The sequence below is a fragment of the Frankia sp. AgB1.9 genome, from assembly GCF_016786355.1.
Taxonomy (GTDB): Bacteria; Actinomycetota; Actinomycetes; order Frankiales; family Frankiaceae; genus Pseudofrankia.
Genome location: NZ_JADWYX010000171.1, coordinates 1 through 15,989 on the forward strand (window position 1 = coordinate 1; position 15,989 = coordinate 15,989).

Annotated in this window: 16 protein-coding genes and 3 tRNA genes; 11 read left to right on the forward strand and 8 right to left on the reverse strand. The window is 70.0% G+C overall.

The annotated features are described in order from the left end of the window. Positions 1–219 precede the first annotated feature (219 nt). From rpmG to I6A60_RS37895, 3 genes are all read right to left on the reverse strand, one after another. Entirely contained in the window at positions 220–384 is a 165-nt protein-coding gene (gene rpmG / locus I6A60_RS37885) for a 50S ribosomal protein L33 (protein WP_013427341.1), read from the reverse strand. Positions 385–803: 419 nt separating this feature from the next. Continuing rightward, positions 804–877: transfer RNA gene (locus I6A60_RS37890), tRNA-Met, on the reverse strand. A 119-nt stretch (positions 878–996) separates the two neighbouring features. Then, positions 997–1,069, reverse strand: a tRNA-Thr gene (locus I6A60_RS37895). Between the two features lie 1,328 nt (positions 1,070–2,397). On the opposite strand from I6A60_RS37895, the gene I6A60_RS37900 reads away from it, so the two are divergent. From I6A60_RS37900 to I6A60_RS37920, 5 genes are all read left to right on the forward strand, one after another. Beyond that, on the forward strand, positions 2,398–3,627 hold the full coding sequence (locus I6A60_RS37900; protein WP_203025099.1) for a GH25 family lysozyme: 1,230 nt from the start codon (positions 2,398–2,400) through the stop codon (positions 3,625–3,627). 291 nt (positions 3,628–3,918) lie between these two features. Then, positions 3,919–4,062 (forward strand): hypothetical protein, encoded by a 144-nt coding sequence (locus I6A60_RS37905; RefSeq protein ID WP_203025098.1) that lies wholly within the window; start codon positions 3,919–3,921, stop codon positions 4,060–4,062. Continuing rightward, positions 4,059–4,523 (forward strand): gamma-glutamylcyclotransferase family protein, encoded by a 465-nt coding sequence (locus tag I6A60_RS37910; protein WP_203025097.1) that lies wholly within the window; start codon positions 4,059–4,061, stop codon positions 4,521–4,523. The genes I6A60_RS37905 and I6A60_RS37910 overlap by 4 nt, the downstream gene beginning before the upstream one ends. Before the next feature lie 134 nt (positions 4,524–4,657). Beyond that, positions 4,658–5,194 (forward strand): orotate phosphoribosyltransferase, encoded by a 537-nt coding sequence (gene pyrE / locus I6A60_RS37915; protein ID WP_203025096.1) that lies wholly within the window; start codon positions 4,658–4,660, stop codon positions 5,192–5,194. Positions 5,195–5,858: 664 nt separating this feature from the next. Continuing rightward, a complete protein-coding gene (locus I6A60_RS37920) occupies positions 5,859–6,590 on the forward strand; it encodes a hypothetical protein (RefSeq protein WP_203025095.1) in 732 nt (243 codons plus the stop codon). A gap of 63 nt (positions 6,591–6,653) precedes the next feature. Here I6A60_RS37920 and I6A60_RS37925 read toward each other — a convergent pair whose 3' ends face one another. Together I6A60_RS37925 and I6A60_RS37930 are read right to left on the reverse strand one after the other, a co-directional pair. After that, entirely contained in the window at positions 6,654–6,866 is a 213-nt protein-coding gene (locus I6A60_RS37925) for a hypothetical protein (RefSeq protein WP_203025094.1), read from the reverse strand. A gap of 124 nt (positions 6,867–6,990) precedes the next feature. After that, positions 6,991–7,413: a hypothetical protein gene (locus I6A60_RS37930; RefSeq protein WP_203025093.1), complete on the reverse strand. Its 423-nt coding sequence runs from the start codon at positions 7,411–7,413 to the stop codon at positions 6,991–6,993. 327 nt (positions 7,414–7,740) lie between these two features. Between I6A60_RS37930 and I6A60_RS42425 the strand changes: the two genes are divergently transcribed. The 3 genes from I6A60_RS42425 (at position 7,741) to I6A60_RS37945 (ending at position 9,244) form a co-directional block, all read left to right on the forward strand. Beyond that, positions 7,741–8,022 carry a hypothetical protein gene (locus I6A60_RS42425; RefSeq protein WP_238437080.1) on the forward strand — a complete coding sequence of 94 codons (282 nt, stop codon included), beginning with the start codon at positions 7,741–7,743 and terminating at the stop codon, positions 8,020–8,022. Positions 8,023–8,334: 312 nt separating this feature from the next. Further along, complete coding sequence (locus I6A60_RS37940; protein WP_307874077.1) at positions 8,335–8,613, forward strand: hypothetical protein; 279 nt, start codon at positions 8,335–8,337, stop codon at positions 8,611–8,613. A 205-nt stretch (positions 8,614–8,818) separates the two neighbouring features. Further along, positions 8,819–9,244 (forward strand): hypothetical protein, encoded by a 426-nt coding sequence (locus I6A60_RS37945; RefSeq protein WP_203025091.1) that lies wholly within the window; start codon positions 8,819–8,821, stop codon positions 9,242–9,244. A gap of 44 nt (positions 9,245–9,288) precedes the next feature. On the opposite strand, the gene I6A60_RS37950 is transcribed toward I6A60_RS37945, so the two are convergent. After that, positions 9,289–9,373 (reverse strand) — tRNA-Tyr (locus tag I6A60_RS37950). A gap of 127 nt (positions 9,374–9,500) precedes the next feature. On the opposite strand from I6A60_RS37950, the gene I6A60_RS37955 reads away from it, so the two are divergent. Next, positions 9,501–9,989: a YajQ family cyclic di-GMP-binding protein gene (locus I6A60_RS37955; protein WP_203025090.1), complete on the forward strand. Its 489-nt coding sequence runs from the start codon at positions 9,501–9,503 to the stop codon at positions 9,987–9,989. 286 nt (positions 9,990–10,275) lie between these two features. Here I6A60_RS37955 and htpX read toward each other — a convergent pair whose 3' ends face one another. Both htpX and I6A60_RS37965 read right to left on the reverse strand, forming a co-directional pair. Next, complete coding sequence (htpX, locus tag I6A60_RS37960; RefSeq protein ID WP_203025089.1) at positions 10,276–11,139, reverse strand: zinc metalloprotease HtpX; 864 nt, start codon at positions 11,137–11,139, stop codon at positions 10,276–10,278. A gap of 386 nt (positions 11,140–11,525) precedes the next feature. Next, positions 11,526–12,413, reverse strand: a complete 888-nt coding sequence (locus I6A60_RS37965) for a Rossmann-like and DUF2520 domain-containing protein (RefSeq protein ID WP_203025088.1) — start codon at positions 12,411–12,413, stop codon at positions 11,526–11,528. A gap of 555 nt (positions 12,414–12,968) precedes the next feature. Here I6A60_RS37965 and I6A60_RS37970 point away from each other — a divergent pair. Both I6A60_RS37970 and I6A60_RS37975 read left to right on the forward strand, forming a co-directional pair. Continuing rightward, the gene (locus I6A60_RS37970) at positions 12,969–14,867 is read left to right on the forward strand and encodes a 2-oxoacid:acceptor oxidoreductase subunit alpha (protein WP_203025087.1); all 1,899 of its coding nucleotides are present in this window, start codon (positions 12,969–12,971) and stop codon (positions 14,865–14,867) included. After that, positions 14,864–15,934 (forward strand): 2-oxoacid:ferredoxin oxidoreductase subunit beta, encoded by a 1,071-nt coding sequence (locus I6A60_RS37975; RefSeq protein WP_203025086.1) that lies wholly within the window; start codon positions 14,864–14,866, stop codon positions 15,932–15,934. Before I6A60_RS37970 ends, I6A60_RS37975 begins: the two co-directional genes overlap by 4 nt. Positions 15,935–15,989: the final 55 nt, after the last annotated feature.

A 15,989-nucleotide genomic window follows, 5' to 3' on the forward strand; every position in this document is an offset into this window, starting at 1 on the left:
CGGGGCGGCCGCCCCCCCCCCGCCCCCCCCCCCCCCCCCCCCCCCGCCGCGGCCCCGCGGCCGCCCCGGCCTCTCGACTAGCGGCGTGACAGCTCCGGTCCGCTATCCGCCGAACCCCAACCAACCCGGCCGGGGCCGACGAGCATTCCGGCCGTGAAGCCCGGTGGACGCCCGGAGGGCGTCCGACTGCCTGGCGCAGGCCCTGCCCGCGCCCGCGACTTACCGGGTCTCGCGGTGGTCCGTGTGCTGCCGGCAGTTCGGGCAGAACTTCTTCAGCTCGAGACGGTCTGGGTCATTGCGACGGTTCTTGCGCGTGATGTAGTTACGGTGCTTGCACACCTGACACGCCAGAGTGATCTTCGGACGAACGTCGGTGGCGGCCACGGCGTGAGCCTCTTCCTGTAGCGGTTTACCAAACGGTCAGACGCCGCGAAGCGGACGCCTCTCGCCAGAGGCCCGCCACTCTGCGGCCAGCCGCGCCCAGAGCGCGGCCTAGGTTCAGGTTCGGATCCGGGGTCGCCCCAGACCAGAGTCCACAAAGAGTCTAGCCGACCCGAAAGGCTCGACCGAGCAGCCCCTCATCACATCCCAGTCAGCCACCCCACCCGCACCCCAGCCGGCAGGCCCCGAAGCCAGCAGGACCCCGAGCGCCGAGCACCCAGGCCCCAACCGCCCAACGCAACCCAAGCCAGGGGGGTGTCGGGGGGCGAAGCCCCCTGACCCGGGGGTTCCAGGGGGTCGCCCCCCTGGGAAGACATCAACCAACCGGAAAGGAGCCCAAAGGGCTACGAACAGGTTGATCGTAGCGGTGGCCGGATTTGAACCGGCGACACAGCGATTATGAGCCGCTTGCTCTGCCAGGCTGAGCTACACCGCCTCGGACGCCACATACGGCGGGCATCCCGACCGGCAGCGTACTGGCTAAAGGCCACACACGACAACGATTTAGCAGTGGCCCTTGATCTTGACCACGGCCTGATGCCGGCCGGACCGTCGAGCCCCTTTACGGAATCGAACCGTAGACCTTCTCCTTACCATGGAGACGCTCTGCCGACTGAGCTAAAGGGGCGCTGCTCTCGCGGGTCACACGTTACACGATGGCGAGCCGGGTGTGGGAAGCAGGTTGACGGCCTCGACCGACCTCCGTCGTGTGGCGCTCCCCACCATCTCCCACGGCTCCAGCCCCCTTGCCAGTCCCTTTGTCGTCCCTCGCCAGCCCCGCTGCCCGGCACACCGCGGGCCGGTCAAGGCCCGCGTTCGCGCTCCATCGGGACCAACACAAGATCCGACACAAGTCCTGAGCATCGGGCGTCTGGGCAGATTCGCGTCGAGCGGGGGCTTCGGTTCGGTTCCCGGTACGTAGCAGCGCTTTCCGCGACGCGGGCTGAACCGGGTGCGGGGTGCGCCACGCCGGGGGCGGGCCCGGACTGGAGGTGGCGGCACCTCGGGGCCCGCAGACGCACCCGCTGGGTCGGGAAACGTCGCGACATTCTGACTGAGCGTGATTGGGGGCATCGACAAACTCCTTGCGAACCCCAGACTGGTTGCACTGAGTAGCCAGTTTCGCGCTTAGCGTGGCTCTCGGCCGTTGACGCCCGCTGAGCGGGACGCCCGGCCGCGCTCTGACGAGCGGACCCGAGCAGAACCCGCGACCAGCGAGGGTTGCCCATGCGCCTCATGCCCCACCCCGCCCGGCACCACCAGGACAGCCAGCCGGCGGCCCTCGCCGCCGACGGCGCGGCCGGCCACCGGCCGCCCGGTACCAGCCCGGCGAGGCCTCGGGGCACCGGAACGCACGGCGACCCGGTCGCCGGGCATCCGGGAATCCGGGTGCCGGCCGGCACGCCACTACCCCCCGGAACGCAGCTGCCGACCGGCACGCCACTACCGTCCGGCGCCGCGCGGCGCTCCGGCACCGCCCTGCCTTCCGACACCGCTCTGCCTTCCGGCACACGGTTGCCCACCGGCAGACCGATCGCCACCCGAGCGGCGCTGCCCCCCCAAGCCCCGCTGCCCGCTGGAACGGCGCCGTCCCCCCACGACCCATCCCCCGGCGGCCACCACGTTGCCGTACCGTCGCCCCGCCCGCCAGCCGATCAGCTGTCGGCGGCTCAGCTGTCAGCCAGCCAGCTGCGAGCCGGCCAAGGCTCGGCCGCCGACCGGCTAACCGGCCAGGCATCGACCCCTCGACCACCAACCGGCCAAGCCCCGATCCCCGAGCGGCCGATCGGCCGAGCATCGACCTCTCAGCCTCCAGCCGGTCATGCGTCGACTACCCAACGGCCAACCTGGCAGGTACCGACCGCCCAGCGGTCAACCAGCCACCGGATGGCCGGCCGGGCGCTGGTCGGCCGGCCGGGACGGCGGCCCCGCCGAAGGCTGCCGCGGGTGGCCCTGATGGCCATCACCGCGCTCGCCCTCTCGACGACCGCGACCGCGGCGGCTTCGCCGAATCCCGCCTGGCCGAAGGGCGTCGACGTCTCGTCGTGGCAGCACCAGAACGGGGCCGCGATCGACTGGAGCGCCGTCAAGGCCGCCGGCAACCAGTTCGCCGTGATCAAGGCGACCGAGGGGACGAACTACACCAACCCGCAGTTCGCCTCGGACAAGGCCGGGGCCCAGGCCGCCGGATTGACCATCGGTGCCTACCACTACGCCAGGCCCGCCCTGCCGATCTCGACCGCCGTCGACCAGGCGAACTACTTCCTGGCCGCCGCCGGCAACACGAACACGATCGGGCAGCTGGCCCCGGTGCTGGATCTGGAGACGACCGGCGGGCTCAGCCCCACCGACCTGACGAAGTGGACGCAGACGTTCCTGCGCACGGTCGAAGGCCGGACCGGGCGGACGCCGATCCTCTATACCTTCCGGTCGTTCTGGACTGACAAGATCGCCAATACGCAGGCATTCGCGAAGTACCCCCTCTGGTTCGCGATCTACAACAACAACGCCGATCCGGGCCCGCTGCCCGGCGGCTGGCCGAACTGGCTGATCTGGCAGTACGACTCGGGCGGTGCCGTAAACGGCATCAACGGCCGGGTCGACGTCAACGCGTTCTGCTGCAGTGCGGCCGACCTGACCGCCAGCGCGAACGGCACCATCGACCAGATCGCCGCCCGGTACGCGGCCGAGCCACTGCTGCACATCTCGCTGGGCGCCCCGACCCGGGGTGAGGGCCCCGCGGGCGGCGGGCGCTGGCAGCCGTACGCCAACGGGCTGATGTTCTGGTCGACCGAGACCGGGACCCGAGCGCTGTTCGGACCGATCTCGCAGAAGTACGTGGCGTCCGGCGGCAGCAACGGTTCCCTGGGCCGGCCACTTGAGGACATCTCGTGGACCACCGCGCCTGACGGGCTGTCGGCCGTGTTCGAGGGCGGCCGGATCTACTGGCACCCCGCGCTCGGCGCGTTCATCGTGCACGGCGAGATCCTGAAGAAGTATCTGGCCGACGGCGGCTCCGGTTCCTGGCTCGGCCTGCCGGTCAGCGACGAATACGACGTTCCCGGTGGCCGCGAGAGCGCGTTCCAGCACGGCAAGCTCACCTGGAACTCCACCACCAACCAGGTCGCCGAGTCGCATGGCACCGTTCCCGCGGTCGGCGCGGTGGCGGCTGCCGTGGCTCCCTGATCCACGGGGGCCAACCGGCCTCCCGCGCACGACCGGTCACGCGGGAGGCCCAGCCGTCGCGGTTCGGCGCTCCGGAGCAGGCCGCCGGGGCGCCCGACCTCGGGTGCCGAGCCGCCCGCGTTGGTAGGCCTGCGCAGGCTCGGGCCGTCAGCGGGCTGCCCTGGCCCAGGCTGACAGCGGGCCTGCCTGGACCTGGACGGACAGCGGGCCCCGCTGGTCCGGGGTGTTAAAGGTGAGTTCCGGGTTGGGCGAGCGGGTTGCCCGCGGCGCCGCGGCCGTTACGGTGCCGACATGGGTTGTCGGGCGGCGTTCTGGGCGACCAGCGAGGGGATGGCGCTGGATGCCCTGGCCGCCGCCGACGGCACCCCGGACCACGTTGTCGACTCGATTGCCGACCTCCCGGCCCTGCTCGCCGCCGGGTGGTCCGAGAGGTGAGCGGGCCGGCCGCCCCCGGGACGCACGAGGCCCCGGCCGACCAGCGGCATGGGCTGGCGCTGTTCGCCTACGGGACGCTGACTTTCGCGCCGGTTGTCGACGCCCTCCTCGGTCGCAGGCCACCCGTCACTTCGGCCGTCGTGCCCGGCTGGCGGGCCGCCCGGCTTCCCGGCCGGCCTTACCCCGGGCTTGTGCCCGCACCCGACGGCCGAGCCTCCGGCCTGCTGCTGTCCGGGCTGACTCCGGTCGAATGGGCTCTGCTCGACTCCTGGGAGGGTGACCCGTACCTGGTCCGCCGGGTGCGAACCAGCGCTACGGAAGCCTCCGGTCCCGCGAGCGGCCTGTTCGCCTTCACCTATACCTGGCGCGCGGTCGACGAGGCCGCGCCCGACGACTGGGACCGTTCCCGGTTCGCCGACGAATGGCTGGACCGCTACGTCACCCGCCTCCGCGGCTCCTGAGCCACGCGAGGCTGTATTCCAGGTCGTGCGCGGGATTCCGGGTCGTGCGCGGGAGCCGGGTCGGCGACCAGGAGGTATGACCGCGCTTCTCCGCCTGGCCAACCTTGTCGCGAGCGGCACTAGAGTCGGCAGGCGTGGGCGACGAAACCGAGATCTCCTTGCTGGCCACCCGGGTCCGGGCGGCAGCGCTGTTGACCGGCAGCTTTGTGCTGCGTTCCGGGAAGACGAGCACCGAGTACTTCGACAAGTACCGGTTCGAGGCCGAGCCGGCGCTGCTCGCCGACATCGTCGCCGCCATGGTCCCGTTGGTGCCCGCGCAGGCCGAACTGCTGGCCGGTCTGGAGCTCGGCGGAGTCCCGCTGGCGACCCTGCTCTCGGCCCGGACCGGTTTGCCGGCCCGTTTCGTCCGCAAGAAGGCCAAGGAGTACGGCACCCGCCAGATCGCCGAGGGTGGCGACTTCGCCGGCAAGCACGTGGTCCTCGTCGAGGACGTGGTCACCAGCGGGGGCGCCGTCCTCGACGCGACGAAGGTGCTGCGCGACCAGGGCGCGACCGTCGAACACGTCGTGTGCGTCATCGACCGCCAGGAGGGCGGCGCTCAGCGGCTGGCCGACCTCGGCCTGACGCTGCACCCCGCCCTCACCAGGGCCCAGCTCGACGCCGTCGCCTGACCGAACACGGCACCCCGGCCCCGCTAGCTCCGTCCCAACGCCCCGACGCCCCCAGGAAGCCTGGCCGGCCGCGCAGCCCACCCTCGTGCCCTTGATCGCCGTTTCGGCCTTCGGGTGGTCACAAACGGAGTCGGATAACGACCACCCGAGGGCCGAAACGGCGATCAAGGAACGACATCTGTCGGCAGTCAACCGACGACGATCTGATCGGCCGGGACTGGGCCTTCTGGTCCTGGCGCGCACCACCGTGATTGGCGTGAGCCGCACCGACCGCCCGGGCCTCGACCCGCGGGGCCAGCTGGGACGGACCTGGCTGAGACCGCTGGTGGACGCCTGAACCCCGAACTGGTGAAGTTGATGATGGGCGTGCCGGCGGACTGGACCCAGCTCTACCTGTAGAGCCCTGGGAGCGCGACACCCCCCGCCCCGCCATCGGCGTCCCGGACCAGACCGGACGGCTACAGGCGCTCGGAACGCCGTCGTCCCCCAGGTCGCCGAACACGTCGCCCGAATCCTTCTCAACCTCGGTGCCCGTGACTCACCGCGAGTCGGTGGTATGACACGCGCGACACCCCGATCCTCCCAGATCTCCTCAACGACCCAACGCGACCAGGATGTTACGATCCGCGGCACTTGCAGATTTGTCAGAGTCAGAAGCACGGGGGTGCAGTCTGCAATGCCGGCTGTTTTCTATGTTCTATGCGTTTCCGCAGGACTCGCCACCGCCAGTTTTGGCGGCTACCTTCTCCACCAGCATCAGGCTGGTCGCGGCATGTCCGATGCGTCGGGCGAATACAATAATGTCGGCGTCAGACTTCCAGCGGGCCTGGTGGTACTCATACTAGGATTGGCTCTCGCCTTCGGGGTTCCTGGGGCGGTCTTCGCGACGACCCGCGAGCCGTCCAAGACGGCCACACCCACAGAAGTGCCGACACCTGCGGGTAAAACCGGCACGGCGACCTCGCCGCCACTCGCTTCCGCCGCCCCGACCACGTCCGGGGTCTCGACCATCGTCGTAAAGGCCCCCCTTAACGGAACCGAGATTTCGGGTATCGAAGGCGTGGTCATCAGCGGGACTGCACAAAATCTAGGCGACAACACGATCTGGATCCTGGACTATGGCTTCGATGGGACTGGAAGCCGAGTATTCTACCGCGACAACACTGACCCGCTGTCGGTCGTGGGAGGAAATTGGACCTTCACCGATCGGCCCATCGGGAATGGATCACGCGATATCGGCCAGGTCTTCAAGATCTCCATCGTCGAGGCGTCGCCGGCCTGCGCCAGAGTGCTGAAAAGTGCCACGCCAGGCCAAGACGGTTCCGTCATAATTCCGGTCCTTCCTGGTGGCTGCACGCAGGTCGATCAACGTGAGGTCAAGAAGACCCGGATGTAGGCGACCACCTCACGGTTCAGGCACCGCACGGCGCAGCCGTCGGGCGCCAGATCTGCGGAGCGATCAGGCGGGCGTGTTCTCGTTCGTCGCTTCCCTCTGACTCAGGCCGGGGGGTTCGGGGGGTCTGAGCATGATGTCGAACACGTCAAGCAGGGCATCGGCGATCAGTGGCGCCATCGCCTCGACCGGGCGACGCACCGCCACCTGAGCCTCGATCTCCCCCGCGACGACTCGACACAATTGATCGAAAACGTCCTGGCGGGCCTCCTCGCTCATGCCGCCGAGTATGCCCGTTGGCTAAGACCCGACCGCGACGGCTTGAGGGACTCACCCTCATGGCTGCAACGGCCGTGATGCGTGCCGCGCCTGATGCCCCCGGCGGTGCGTGGCGACTGGTGGGTCAAGGCGCGGGCTCATCCCACCGGTCAGTGCCCACCGGCGAGTCGGTGTCCAGCAGGTATCGACCCTCGTTGGCGACGAGGAAGGCAACGAACTCGGTGACGCTGATCGCGGGCAGAGTGGGGTCGGCGGCGGCAGTGAAGGCAACCGTCAGGCGCTCGATCAACTCGTCCGTAATCTGCGGCGCGGTGTACTCCGGCAGCGTCCCCACGAGGAACAGCAGATCGCCGACTCCCCCGGCAGAGCCAGGAAATGGATATTCGGCCATCGCGTCCGTGCGACCGATCCAGAGGCAATCCGCCTCGGGCACAGAGTCGAGGACGTCGTTTTCCTTCCAGTTCCAGAAAGCGCTGATGGCCGCAGGGGCCGGCACGGCATCGAGCACGGCCAGCCAGACGTCGCACACCAAGTTGCCATCGCTCATGACCCAAGTCTGCCGACGCGGCGCGCTGCGACGCATGGTCCGGCTGAGCTGGCTTCTTCCGTCGGTCTCGTCAACGGCTTCGGCCAGGATGAGCCGTCGACTGCCGAAGCGAGCGATTGATCTGGACACCCAACCCACGCGAGCCGAGGGCTTGGCCCTGCTGGCTGGGGGAGCGTGATCCCTTCGGAGAGCCGGCGGGCTCGTCCCTACCGCCGGGTTCTCGGCCGTGCAAGATCCGCCAACGAGCCACCGCTCGTCGCGATCCCCCGGACGCATATCGCGGACTTCGGGTACGCACCGGACGGCAGGCTCTTCCAGGGATGCGCGGTGGGACCTGTCGGACTCGGAGGTGGGCCGGACCTGGGCGGCAGCTCGGACGGCGGCGCTGACTCCGGCTCAGGCGGCCGGTCCGCGTGCGCGCCGGGTCTACGACCTGCGGCCTGTCTGTCGGGCTGGCTGAACGCCGGGGTACCGCCTCAGCAGGTCGCTGAGTGGGCCAGGCACAGCGTCGCCGTCCTGCACCGGGTCTACGCGAAGTGCGTGGACGGCGACGACGTCACCGCCCGGCGCCGGATCGAGGCCATGTTGGCGCTGGAGCCGGGGTCGTGATCGCATGCACGTATGTTGCACTGGCTATGACCTGCGGCGGAACGTCCTCTCGCCGCACGGCTACCGGCCCGGGTGTGCGCATGGTGTGCGAACAAGATCGCAAAGGCTTGGCACGACGCTCCGACGCGCGCGGGCGGGGTGGCGGCCCGACGCGCCCGGGGTGCCGAGCGAAGCGAGGCGGGGCCCTGGTGGCGTGGGGCGGGCCGTCGGGGTCCTGGCCGTGCGCGGCGTGTGCGGCGCACCACGCAACGAGACAGGACGACATCCGGTGGAGGGTCGGTGGCTCTCAACAAGCGGGGTAGCAGACCGATCGTGGTCGACGGCGACCACTACCGCTGGGTCGTGCGCCGGAAGCCCACGTACAGCCAAGGCTTGACCTGGTCACCGCTCAGCTTCGCCGTTGAACGCGCGGACCCGCCCGGCCGTAGCACCCTCGTCGTCCGCCTGGCCACACCTCGTCCCGACAACTGGATCAAAGCCCCGGCCCCTTCCGTACAGCCTGCCGCGGTCGCCGCCGCCATTCGACAAGCGCTCGAGCGCGGGTGGCAGCCAAGCCGGCCGGGCTCGCCGTTCGTGCTCGACCTCGGATGATGACGGTCCCGCATCCCAGAGGTCCGAGGGCCTGGCCCTCATGGCTGGAGTGATCACGCGGACATGATCTCGTTCTTCCCCTTCCCTCGGATGGGTCGATGAGTCCGGGGCCGGGGACCTCACGCCCTCGCGGCAGCTCAAACACCGGGCGGCGGGCGATACCCGACCGGTGCCGGCCTGCCCGCAACTTGTGGCGATCCTGCGCGTGCATGTCGCGGAGGTCGGCTGCGCGTCAGACGGCCGGCTATTCGCCGGGATGCGCGGCGGGGACCTGTCCGATTCGGTCGTGGGCCGCACCTGGGCGGCGGCCCGGACCGCGGCGTTGACCCCGGCGCAGGCGGCGGGCCCGCTCGCCCGACGGGTGTACGACCTGCGGCATGCCTGCCTGTCCGGGTGGCTGAACGCCGGGGTGTCGCCCCAGCAGGTCGCCGAATGGGCAGGGCACAGCGTGGCCGTGCTGCTGCACACCTACGCGAAGTGCGTGGACGGTGACGACCTCGCCGCCCGCCGACGGGATCGAGGCCATGTTGGCGCTGGAGCCGGGAGCATGATCGCGCGTGCGCATGGTGTGCGGCGGACCAGGGCCGTGATCCGTCGGGACTGGCCGAGGGCACGAAAAAGGCCCCGGTAGTGGTTCCGGGGCCTGTGACCTGCTGCGGTGCAGAAGATCGGGGGTGGTGGCAGGTGTTGGGTTCGAACCAACGTAGGCTGAGCCGACGGTTTTACAGACCGTTCCCTTTGGCCACTCGGGCAACCTGCCGTGTCCTCGGAGAGCATACCGGTCCCGGCGGGGGTACGGCTGGGGCACGGTGCGCCGTCGGCGGCTCTGGCCTTGCGGGCGGCGGTCCAGACCCTCTCGACTCGACCCTGACAGGAGGCTCCTCGCCGTGGCGGACCCCTCGTTCGACATCGTGAGCAAGGTGGACACCCAAGAGATCGACAACGCGGTCAACCAGACCGCAAAGGAGATCAAGAATCGCTTCGACTTCCGGGACACGGGAGCCTCGGCCGAGCACTCGGGCGACTCGATTTCGCTGACCGCGAACAGCGAGGAGCGGGTCAAGGCCGTGCTGGACGTGCTCCAGGAGAAGTTCGTCAAGCGAGGCATCTCACTCAAGACGCTGCAGTACGACGAGCCGAAGCAGACGGGCAAGGAGTTCCGGCTGGCGATCACCGTGACCCAGGGCATCGCCGACGAGAAGGCCAAGGCGATCGCGAAGAAGATCCGCGCCGAGGGCCCGAAGGGCGTCCAGGCGCAGATCCAGGGTGACCAGCTGCGCGTCTCCGGCAAGAAGCGGGACGACCTGCAGGCAGTGATCCAGCTGCTCAAGTCCGAGGACTTCGAGGTCGCGCTGCAGTTCGTCAACTACCGCTGATCCCACCCGGCGCCCACCCGGCTACCCAATGCGTCCCGCGACGGCGGAAAGCCGCTGAGCTGGGGAAATGGGCGTCAGCTCATCATCGCGGGCAACGCTCACACATACCGTGATTGTTGGCCCGAAATTGGGGTAAGTGCTTTCCGAGGCTGAACCTCCGAGGCCATAGAAGCTTCGAGGCCACAGACCCGGCGGAGCACCCCCCGAGCTCCGTCGAAAGCACCCCGCCCGCATCCCCCCACGGGCGGGGTGCCCTCGTTTCGGGCCCCTCGCGGACCGTTCCAGGTCAGCGGTACGGGTTGAGCCGGGCCAGTTCCTCCAGCCGGGCGATCCGCTGGTCCATCGGCGGGTGGGTCGAGAAGAGCTGGGTCACGCCGCCGGACCGGAACGGGTTGGCGATCATCAGCGCCGACACGGGCGCGAGCCGCGAGCTCTGCGCGAGCGGCCGGGCGGCGGTGCCCGACTCCAGCTTGCGCAGCGCGTTCGCGAGGCCGATCGGGTCGCCGGTAAGGGTCGCGCCGGACTCGTCGGCCTGGTACTCGCGGGCTCGGCTGATGGCCAGCTGGATGATCGTCGCGGCGATCGGGCCAAGGATGATCAGCAGGAGCAGCTCGAACATGCCGGGGCCGTCCTCGTTCCGGCCGCCGAAGAAGGCCGCGAACTGAGCCAGGTTGGCCAGGTAGACGATCACGCTGGCGAGCGCCCCGGCCACCGACGCGATGAGGATGTCGTGGTTGTGCACGTGGCTCAGCTCGTGGCCGAGCACGCCGCGCAGCTCACGGTCATCCATCAGCTCGAGGATTCCCTCGGTGCAGCACACAGCGGCGTTTTTCGCGTTACGGCCGGTCGCGAAGGCGTTCGGCGCGCTGGTGGGGCTCACGTAAAGCCGTGGCATCGGCATACGGGCACGCGTCGCGAGATCGCGGACGATCGCGTAGAGACGCGGCTGCTCAACCTGGCTCACCGGGTACGCCCGCATTGCCCGCAACGCGAGCTTGTCGGAGAAAAAGTAGGAGAAGCCGTTCATCAGGACGGCGATGCAGAGGGCGATGATCAGCCCGTTTCGGCCGAAGATAGCCCCCACCGCGAGGATCGCGGCCGACAGCACGCCGAGCAGCAAGGCGGTCTTGAGACCGTTGAGGTGAGACATGGCGTCCCGTTGTCCTGTCGTGTCAGAAGGTTGCAACCGCTTCAACGCCGACGGTGCCGGCCGGCGTTCCCGTCCGTGCACAAGCGTCCGTGATGCCCCAGTTGTCCAGAGATAACCCGGTCCGCACCGCCTGCCCGCGCGCCCCGACAGGACCGGACCTCCAAGGAACCGGCGCACGGCCCGGGACGACAGTTGGTCGGCTGCCCGCCCGTCCGGCTCCCCGGCCGGCTCCCGCCGCGCATCCTGCGCACGTCCGCGCCAGGTCCGCACCTCGTCAGACCCGGTCCGAGCCAGGCTCGGTCGGTGTCAAGCCCCGTCGGCGTCAGGCCCCGTCGGCGTCAGGCCCCGTCGGCGTCAGGCCCCGTCGGCGTCAGGCGCGGTCGGAGTCAGGCCTGGTCGGCGTCGTCCAAGGCCGCGCGGACGGTGGCCGCGGCCGAGGTGGTGAGGAGTCCGGACGCCTCCAACCGGTGCGCCGCGAGCCGGGCGAGGGTGATGTAGGCCGGGACGACGGTCGGATCGGCGGCGAGCAACGCGCCCAGGTGGGCGGCGACCGTGCCGGCGTCGCCCCGCCGGACCGGACCGGTGGTCGCGGCGTCGCCGTCCCGCAGCGCGTTGTCGAGCGAGACCCGCAGCAGCGGCGCCAGTGCGGCCCGGGCGTCCTCGATGCCGACACCGGTCAGCAGATCGGCGGCGGCTCCGGCCAGTGCGGCCAGATAGTTCGCGCCGAGCACGATCGCGGCGTGGTAAATGGTGCGGGCCTCGTCCGGGATCTCGACCGTCCGCCCACCTACGTCCGCGACCAGCCGGCCGGCCACCAGCGTGGCGGCCGGGTCGGCCGTCACGCCGAACGTCGTGCCGCGCAGCCGGCCGGCGTCGGCCGCCGGATCGAGCCCGGCCAGGCTCATGATCGGGTGGATGGCGGCCCGCGACGCGCCCCGCGCGACGACCGGTGTGAGCGGGCCGAGCCCTTGGCGGCCGCTGAGGTGGACGACGACCGTCCCCGGACGCGGCCCGCCAGGCCCGCCGGGGTGCGCGACGGTCGCGGCAACCGGGCCGAGGGCATCGTCTGAGACGGCGAGGATCAGGACGTCGACCCGGGCGGCCAGCTCGGCGGCCGGCAGGTGCGCCGCCGCCGGCAGCCAGCGCTCGGCTCGCCCGGCGGCCGCCGCGGAGCGCACCGACACCCCGACGAGCCGATGGCCCGCGTCCGCGAGCGCCACCGCGACGGCGGCTCCGGCCCGCCCGAACCCGACCACCCCGATGTCCAACCGCACCCACCGATTGTCCCGCCCCGCGGTCGCGCCCCGGCACGGCGACCGTTCGGCGACGCCAACCCTGCGCCCGGCGGGGACGTCGTCAGGTTGCGGTAACCACGCGCACACGCCACGCTCCGGTTGAACGCGGACGATCCGCGCCGGACCGGCATGGTGGCCAATCCCACATAGTGTGGGCGAGGTCATCGGGATGAAGTCTCATCCGGCGGACGCGCGAATGAGGTCCTCGGCGACACTGGGGAAGTGGCCGGCCGAACCCGCCGGTGACAAATACCTGACATCGCAGGCAATCCGCCGGTCGGAGCGCGAAATGTCGATCGTTGAGATGGCAGGTTGACCGGCACGCGAAGCGCACCGGGCCCCATCGGAACGAAGGATGTCCCGGCCACACGACCGCTAGAGATGGCCCGGACACGTAGCGTGATATGACTACCGACAAGTAGGTGCCACCTGGCGTGCCGGACGGCTCACCCCTCGGCGGCGCAGGCGCCGCTATCCGCGCGCCCAAATGGGCCGACAGGTAGGCTGGTCCGGTACCTGAGGAGGTTACTGAAGGTGTCTGAGCAGGTCCGCGAGCAGGTCCGGGCGCAGGGAGCCGGCAGGGAGACTCGCCAGCTCGACCGGGTCGTCGTGCGGTTCGCCGGCGACTCCGGCGACGGTATGCAGCTCACCGGCGAGCAGTTCACGAGTGAGACGGCGGTGTTCGGCAACGACCTGTCGACACTCCCGGACTTTCCCGCCGAAATCCGAGCGCCAGCCGGTTCTCCGGCCGGTGTGTCCGGTTTCCAGCTGCATTTTTCCGACCACGACATTCTGACGCCGGGTGACGCGCCCGACGTCCTCGTGGCGATGAACCCGGCCGCCTTGAAGGCGTACCTGAAAGACCTGCCGCCGGGCGGTGACCTCATCGTCAACACGGACGCGTTCACCGGCGGAAACCTGAAGAAGGCCGGCTACGCGACCGACCCGCTGACCGACGGCACGGTGGACAAATACCGCGTGCACAGGGTCCCGTTGACGTCTATGACCATCAATGCGGTCAACGCCACCGAGGGTGTCGCCGGCGCGGTCAACAAGAAGGAGGCCGAGCGGGCGAAGAACATGTTCGCCCTGGGTCTCATGAGCTGGCTGTACAACCGGTCGACCGCGGGCACGGAGGAGTTCCTCCAGACCAAGTTCGGCAAGCGGCCCGAGATCGCCGCGGCGAACATCGCCGCACTGCGCGCCGGCTTCAACTACGGCGAGACGACCGAGTCGTTCTCGGTGACCTACGAGGTCGCGCCGGCCCGGATGAAGACCGGTCTGTACCGGCGGGTCTCCGGCAACCTGGCGCTGTCCTACGGCCTCATCGCCGCCGGCGAGCTGACCGGGCTGGACCTGTTCCTGGGTAGCTACCCGATCACCCCGGCGTCGGACATCCTGCACGAGCTGAGCAAGCACAAGCAGTTCGGCGTCCGCACGTTCCAGGCCGAGGACGAGATCGCCGGTATCGGCGCCGCGCTCGGCGCGTCGTTCGGCGGCTCGCTCGGCATCACCACGACCTCCGGCCCCGGCGTGGCACTCAAGTCGGAGACGATCGGCCTCGCGGTCAGCCTCGAGCTGCCGCTGGTGATCGTCGACATCCAGCGCGGCGGCCCGTCGACCGGTCTGCCGACCAAGACCGAGCAGGCCGACCTGCTGCAGGCGATGTTCGGCCGTAACGGGGAGGCGCCGGTGCCGATCATCGCGCCGCGGTCGCCGTCGGACTGCTTCCACGCCGCGATCGAGGCGGCCCGGATCGCGACCAAGTACCGCACCCCGGTGTTCCTGCTCTCGGACGGCTACCTGGCCAACGGCTCCGAGCCGTGGCTGCTGCCGACCCGCGATGAGCTGCCCGACCTGACGGTCGAGTTCACCACCGAGCCGAACCACGACGGCGAGTTCTGGCCGTACCTGCGCGACCCGCAGACGCTGGCCCGCCCGTGGGCGGTCCCCGGCACGGCTGGTCTGGAGCACCGGATCGGCGGCCTGGAGAAGGCCGACGGCTCGGGCACCATCTCCTACGACTCGGCCAACCACGACAAGATGATCCGGCTGCGCCAGGCGAAGGTCGACGGCATCGCCGCCGACATCGAGCCGCTGGAGGTCGACGACCCGACCGGCTCGGCCCGCGTGCTGGTGCTCGGCTGGGGCTCGACCTACGGCCCGATCGCGGCGGCGGTCCGCCGGGTCCGCGCGAAGGGTCTGCAGGTCGCCCAGGCGCACCTGCGTCACCTGAACCCGTTCCCGGCCAACACCGGCGAGGTACTGCGGTCCTACGACCGCGTGCTGGTGCCGGAGATGAACCTCGGCCAGCTGCGGATGCTGGTACGGGCGGAATTCCTGGTCGACGCGATCGGCTACAACCAGGTCCGGGGCATGCCGTTCAAGGCGGCTGAGCTGGCCGGCGTTCTCGAGGATGTGATCAACCAGTGACCGTCACCACCAACGGCAAGGTTGGCGACGGCCGGGTGACCAACCGGCTGCTCGACCTGGTCCCGGCGACGACGATTCCGCTGAGCCGCAAGGACTTCGCCTCGGACCAGGAGGTCCGCTGGTGCCCCGGCTGCGGGGACTACGCCATCCTCTCGACCGTGCAGGGCTTCCTGCCCGAGCTCGGGATCGCCCGCGAGAACGTCGTCTTCATCTCCGGCATCGGCTGCTCGTCGCGCTTCCCGTACTACCTGAACACCTACGGGATGCACTCGATCCATGGCCGCGCTCCGGCCATCGCGACCGGCCTGGCGACCTCGCGTCCCGACCTGTCGGTGTGGGTCATCACCGGCGACGGCGACTCGCTGTCGATCGGCGGCAACCACCTGCTGCACGCGCTGCGCCGCAACGTCAACATCAAGATCCTGATGTTCAACAACAGGATCTACGGCCTGACCAAGGGCCAGTACTCGCCGACCTCCGAGATCGGCAAGATCACCAAGTCGACGCCGCACGGCTCGCTGGACCGGCCGTACAACCCGACGTCGCTGACGATCGGCGCGGAGGCGACCTTCGTCGCCCGGTCGGTCGACTCGGACCGCCAGCACCTCACCTCGGTGCTGCGGGCCGCGGCCGAGCACCCCGGCGCCGCGTTCGTCGAGATCTTCCAGAACTGCAACATCTTCAACGACGGCGCCTTCGACGCGATGAAGGACCGGGACACCAAGGACGACGCGACGCTGCGGCTGCGCCAGGGTGAGCCGCTCACCTTCGGCGGCGACGGCAGCAAGGCGGTCCGCCGGGCCGCCGACGGTTCGCTGGAGGTCTGCGCCGCCGGTGACCCGGGCGTCCTGCTGCACGACGCGCACGCGACCGACCCGAGCCAGCAGTTCGCCCTGTCCCGGCTGACCGGCGACAGCCACGGTGTCACCCCGATCGGGGTCTTCCGTGACGTCGACGTGCCCAGCTATGACGAGGAGCTCAACGCCCAGATCGGCCGGGCCAAGGAGCGCCAAGGCGCGGGCGACCTGATGAAGATGATCGCCGGCAAGGAGACCTGGACCATCTAGTCGGCCCAGTACCAGTCAGACCAGCAGGGCTCGCACCCCCGGAAGGGGTGCGAGC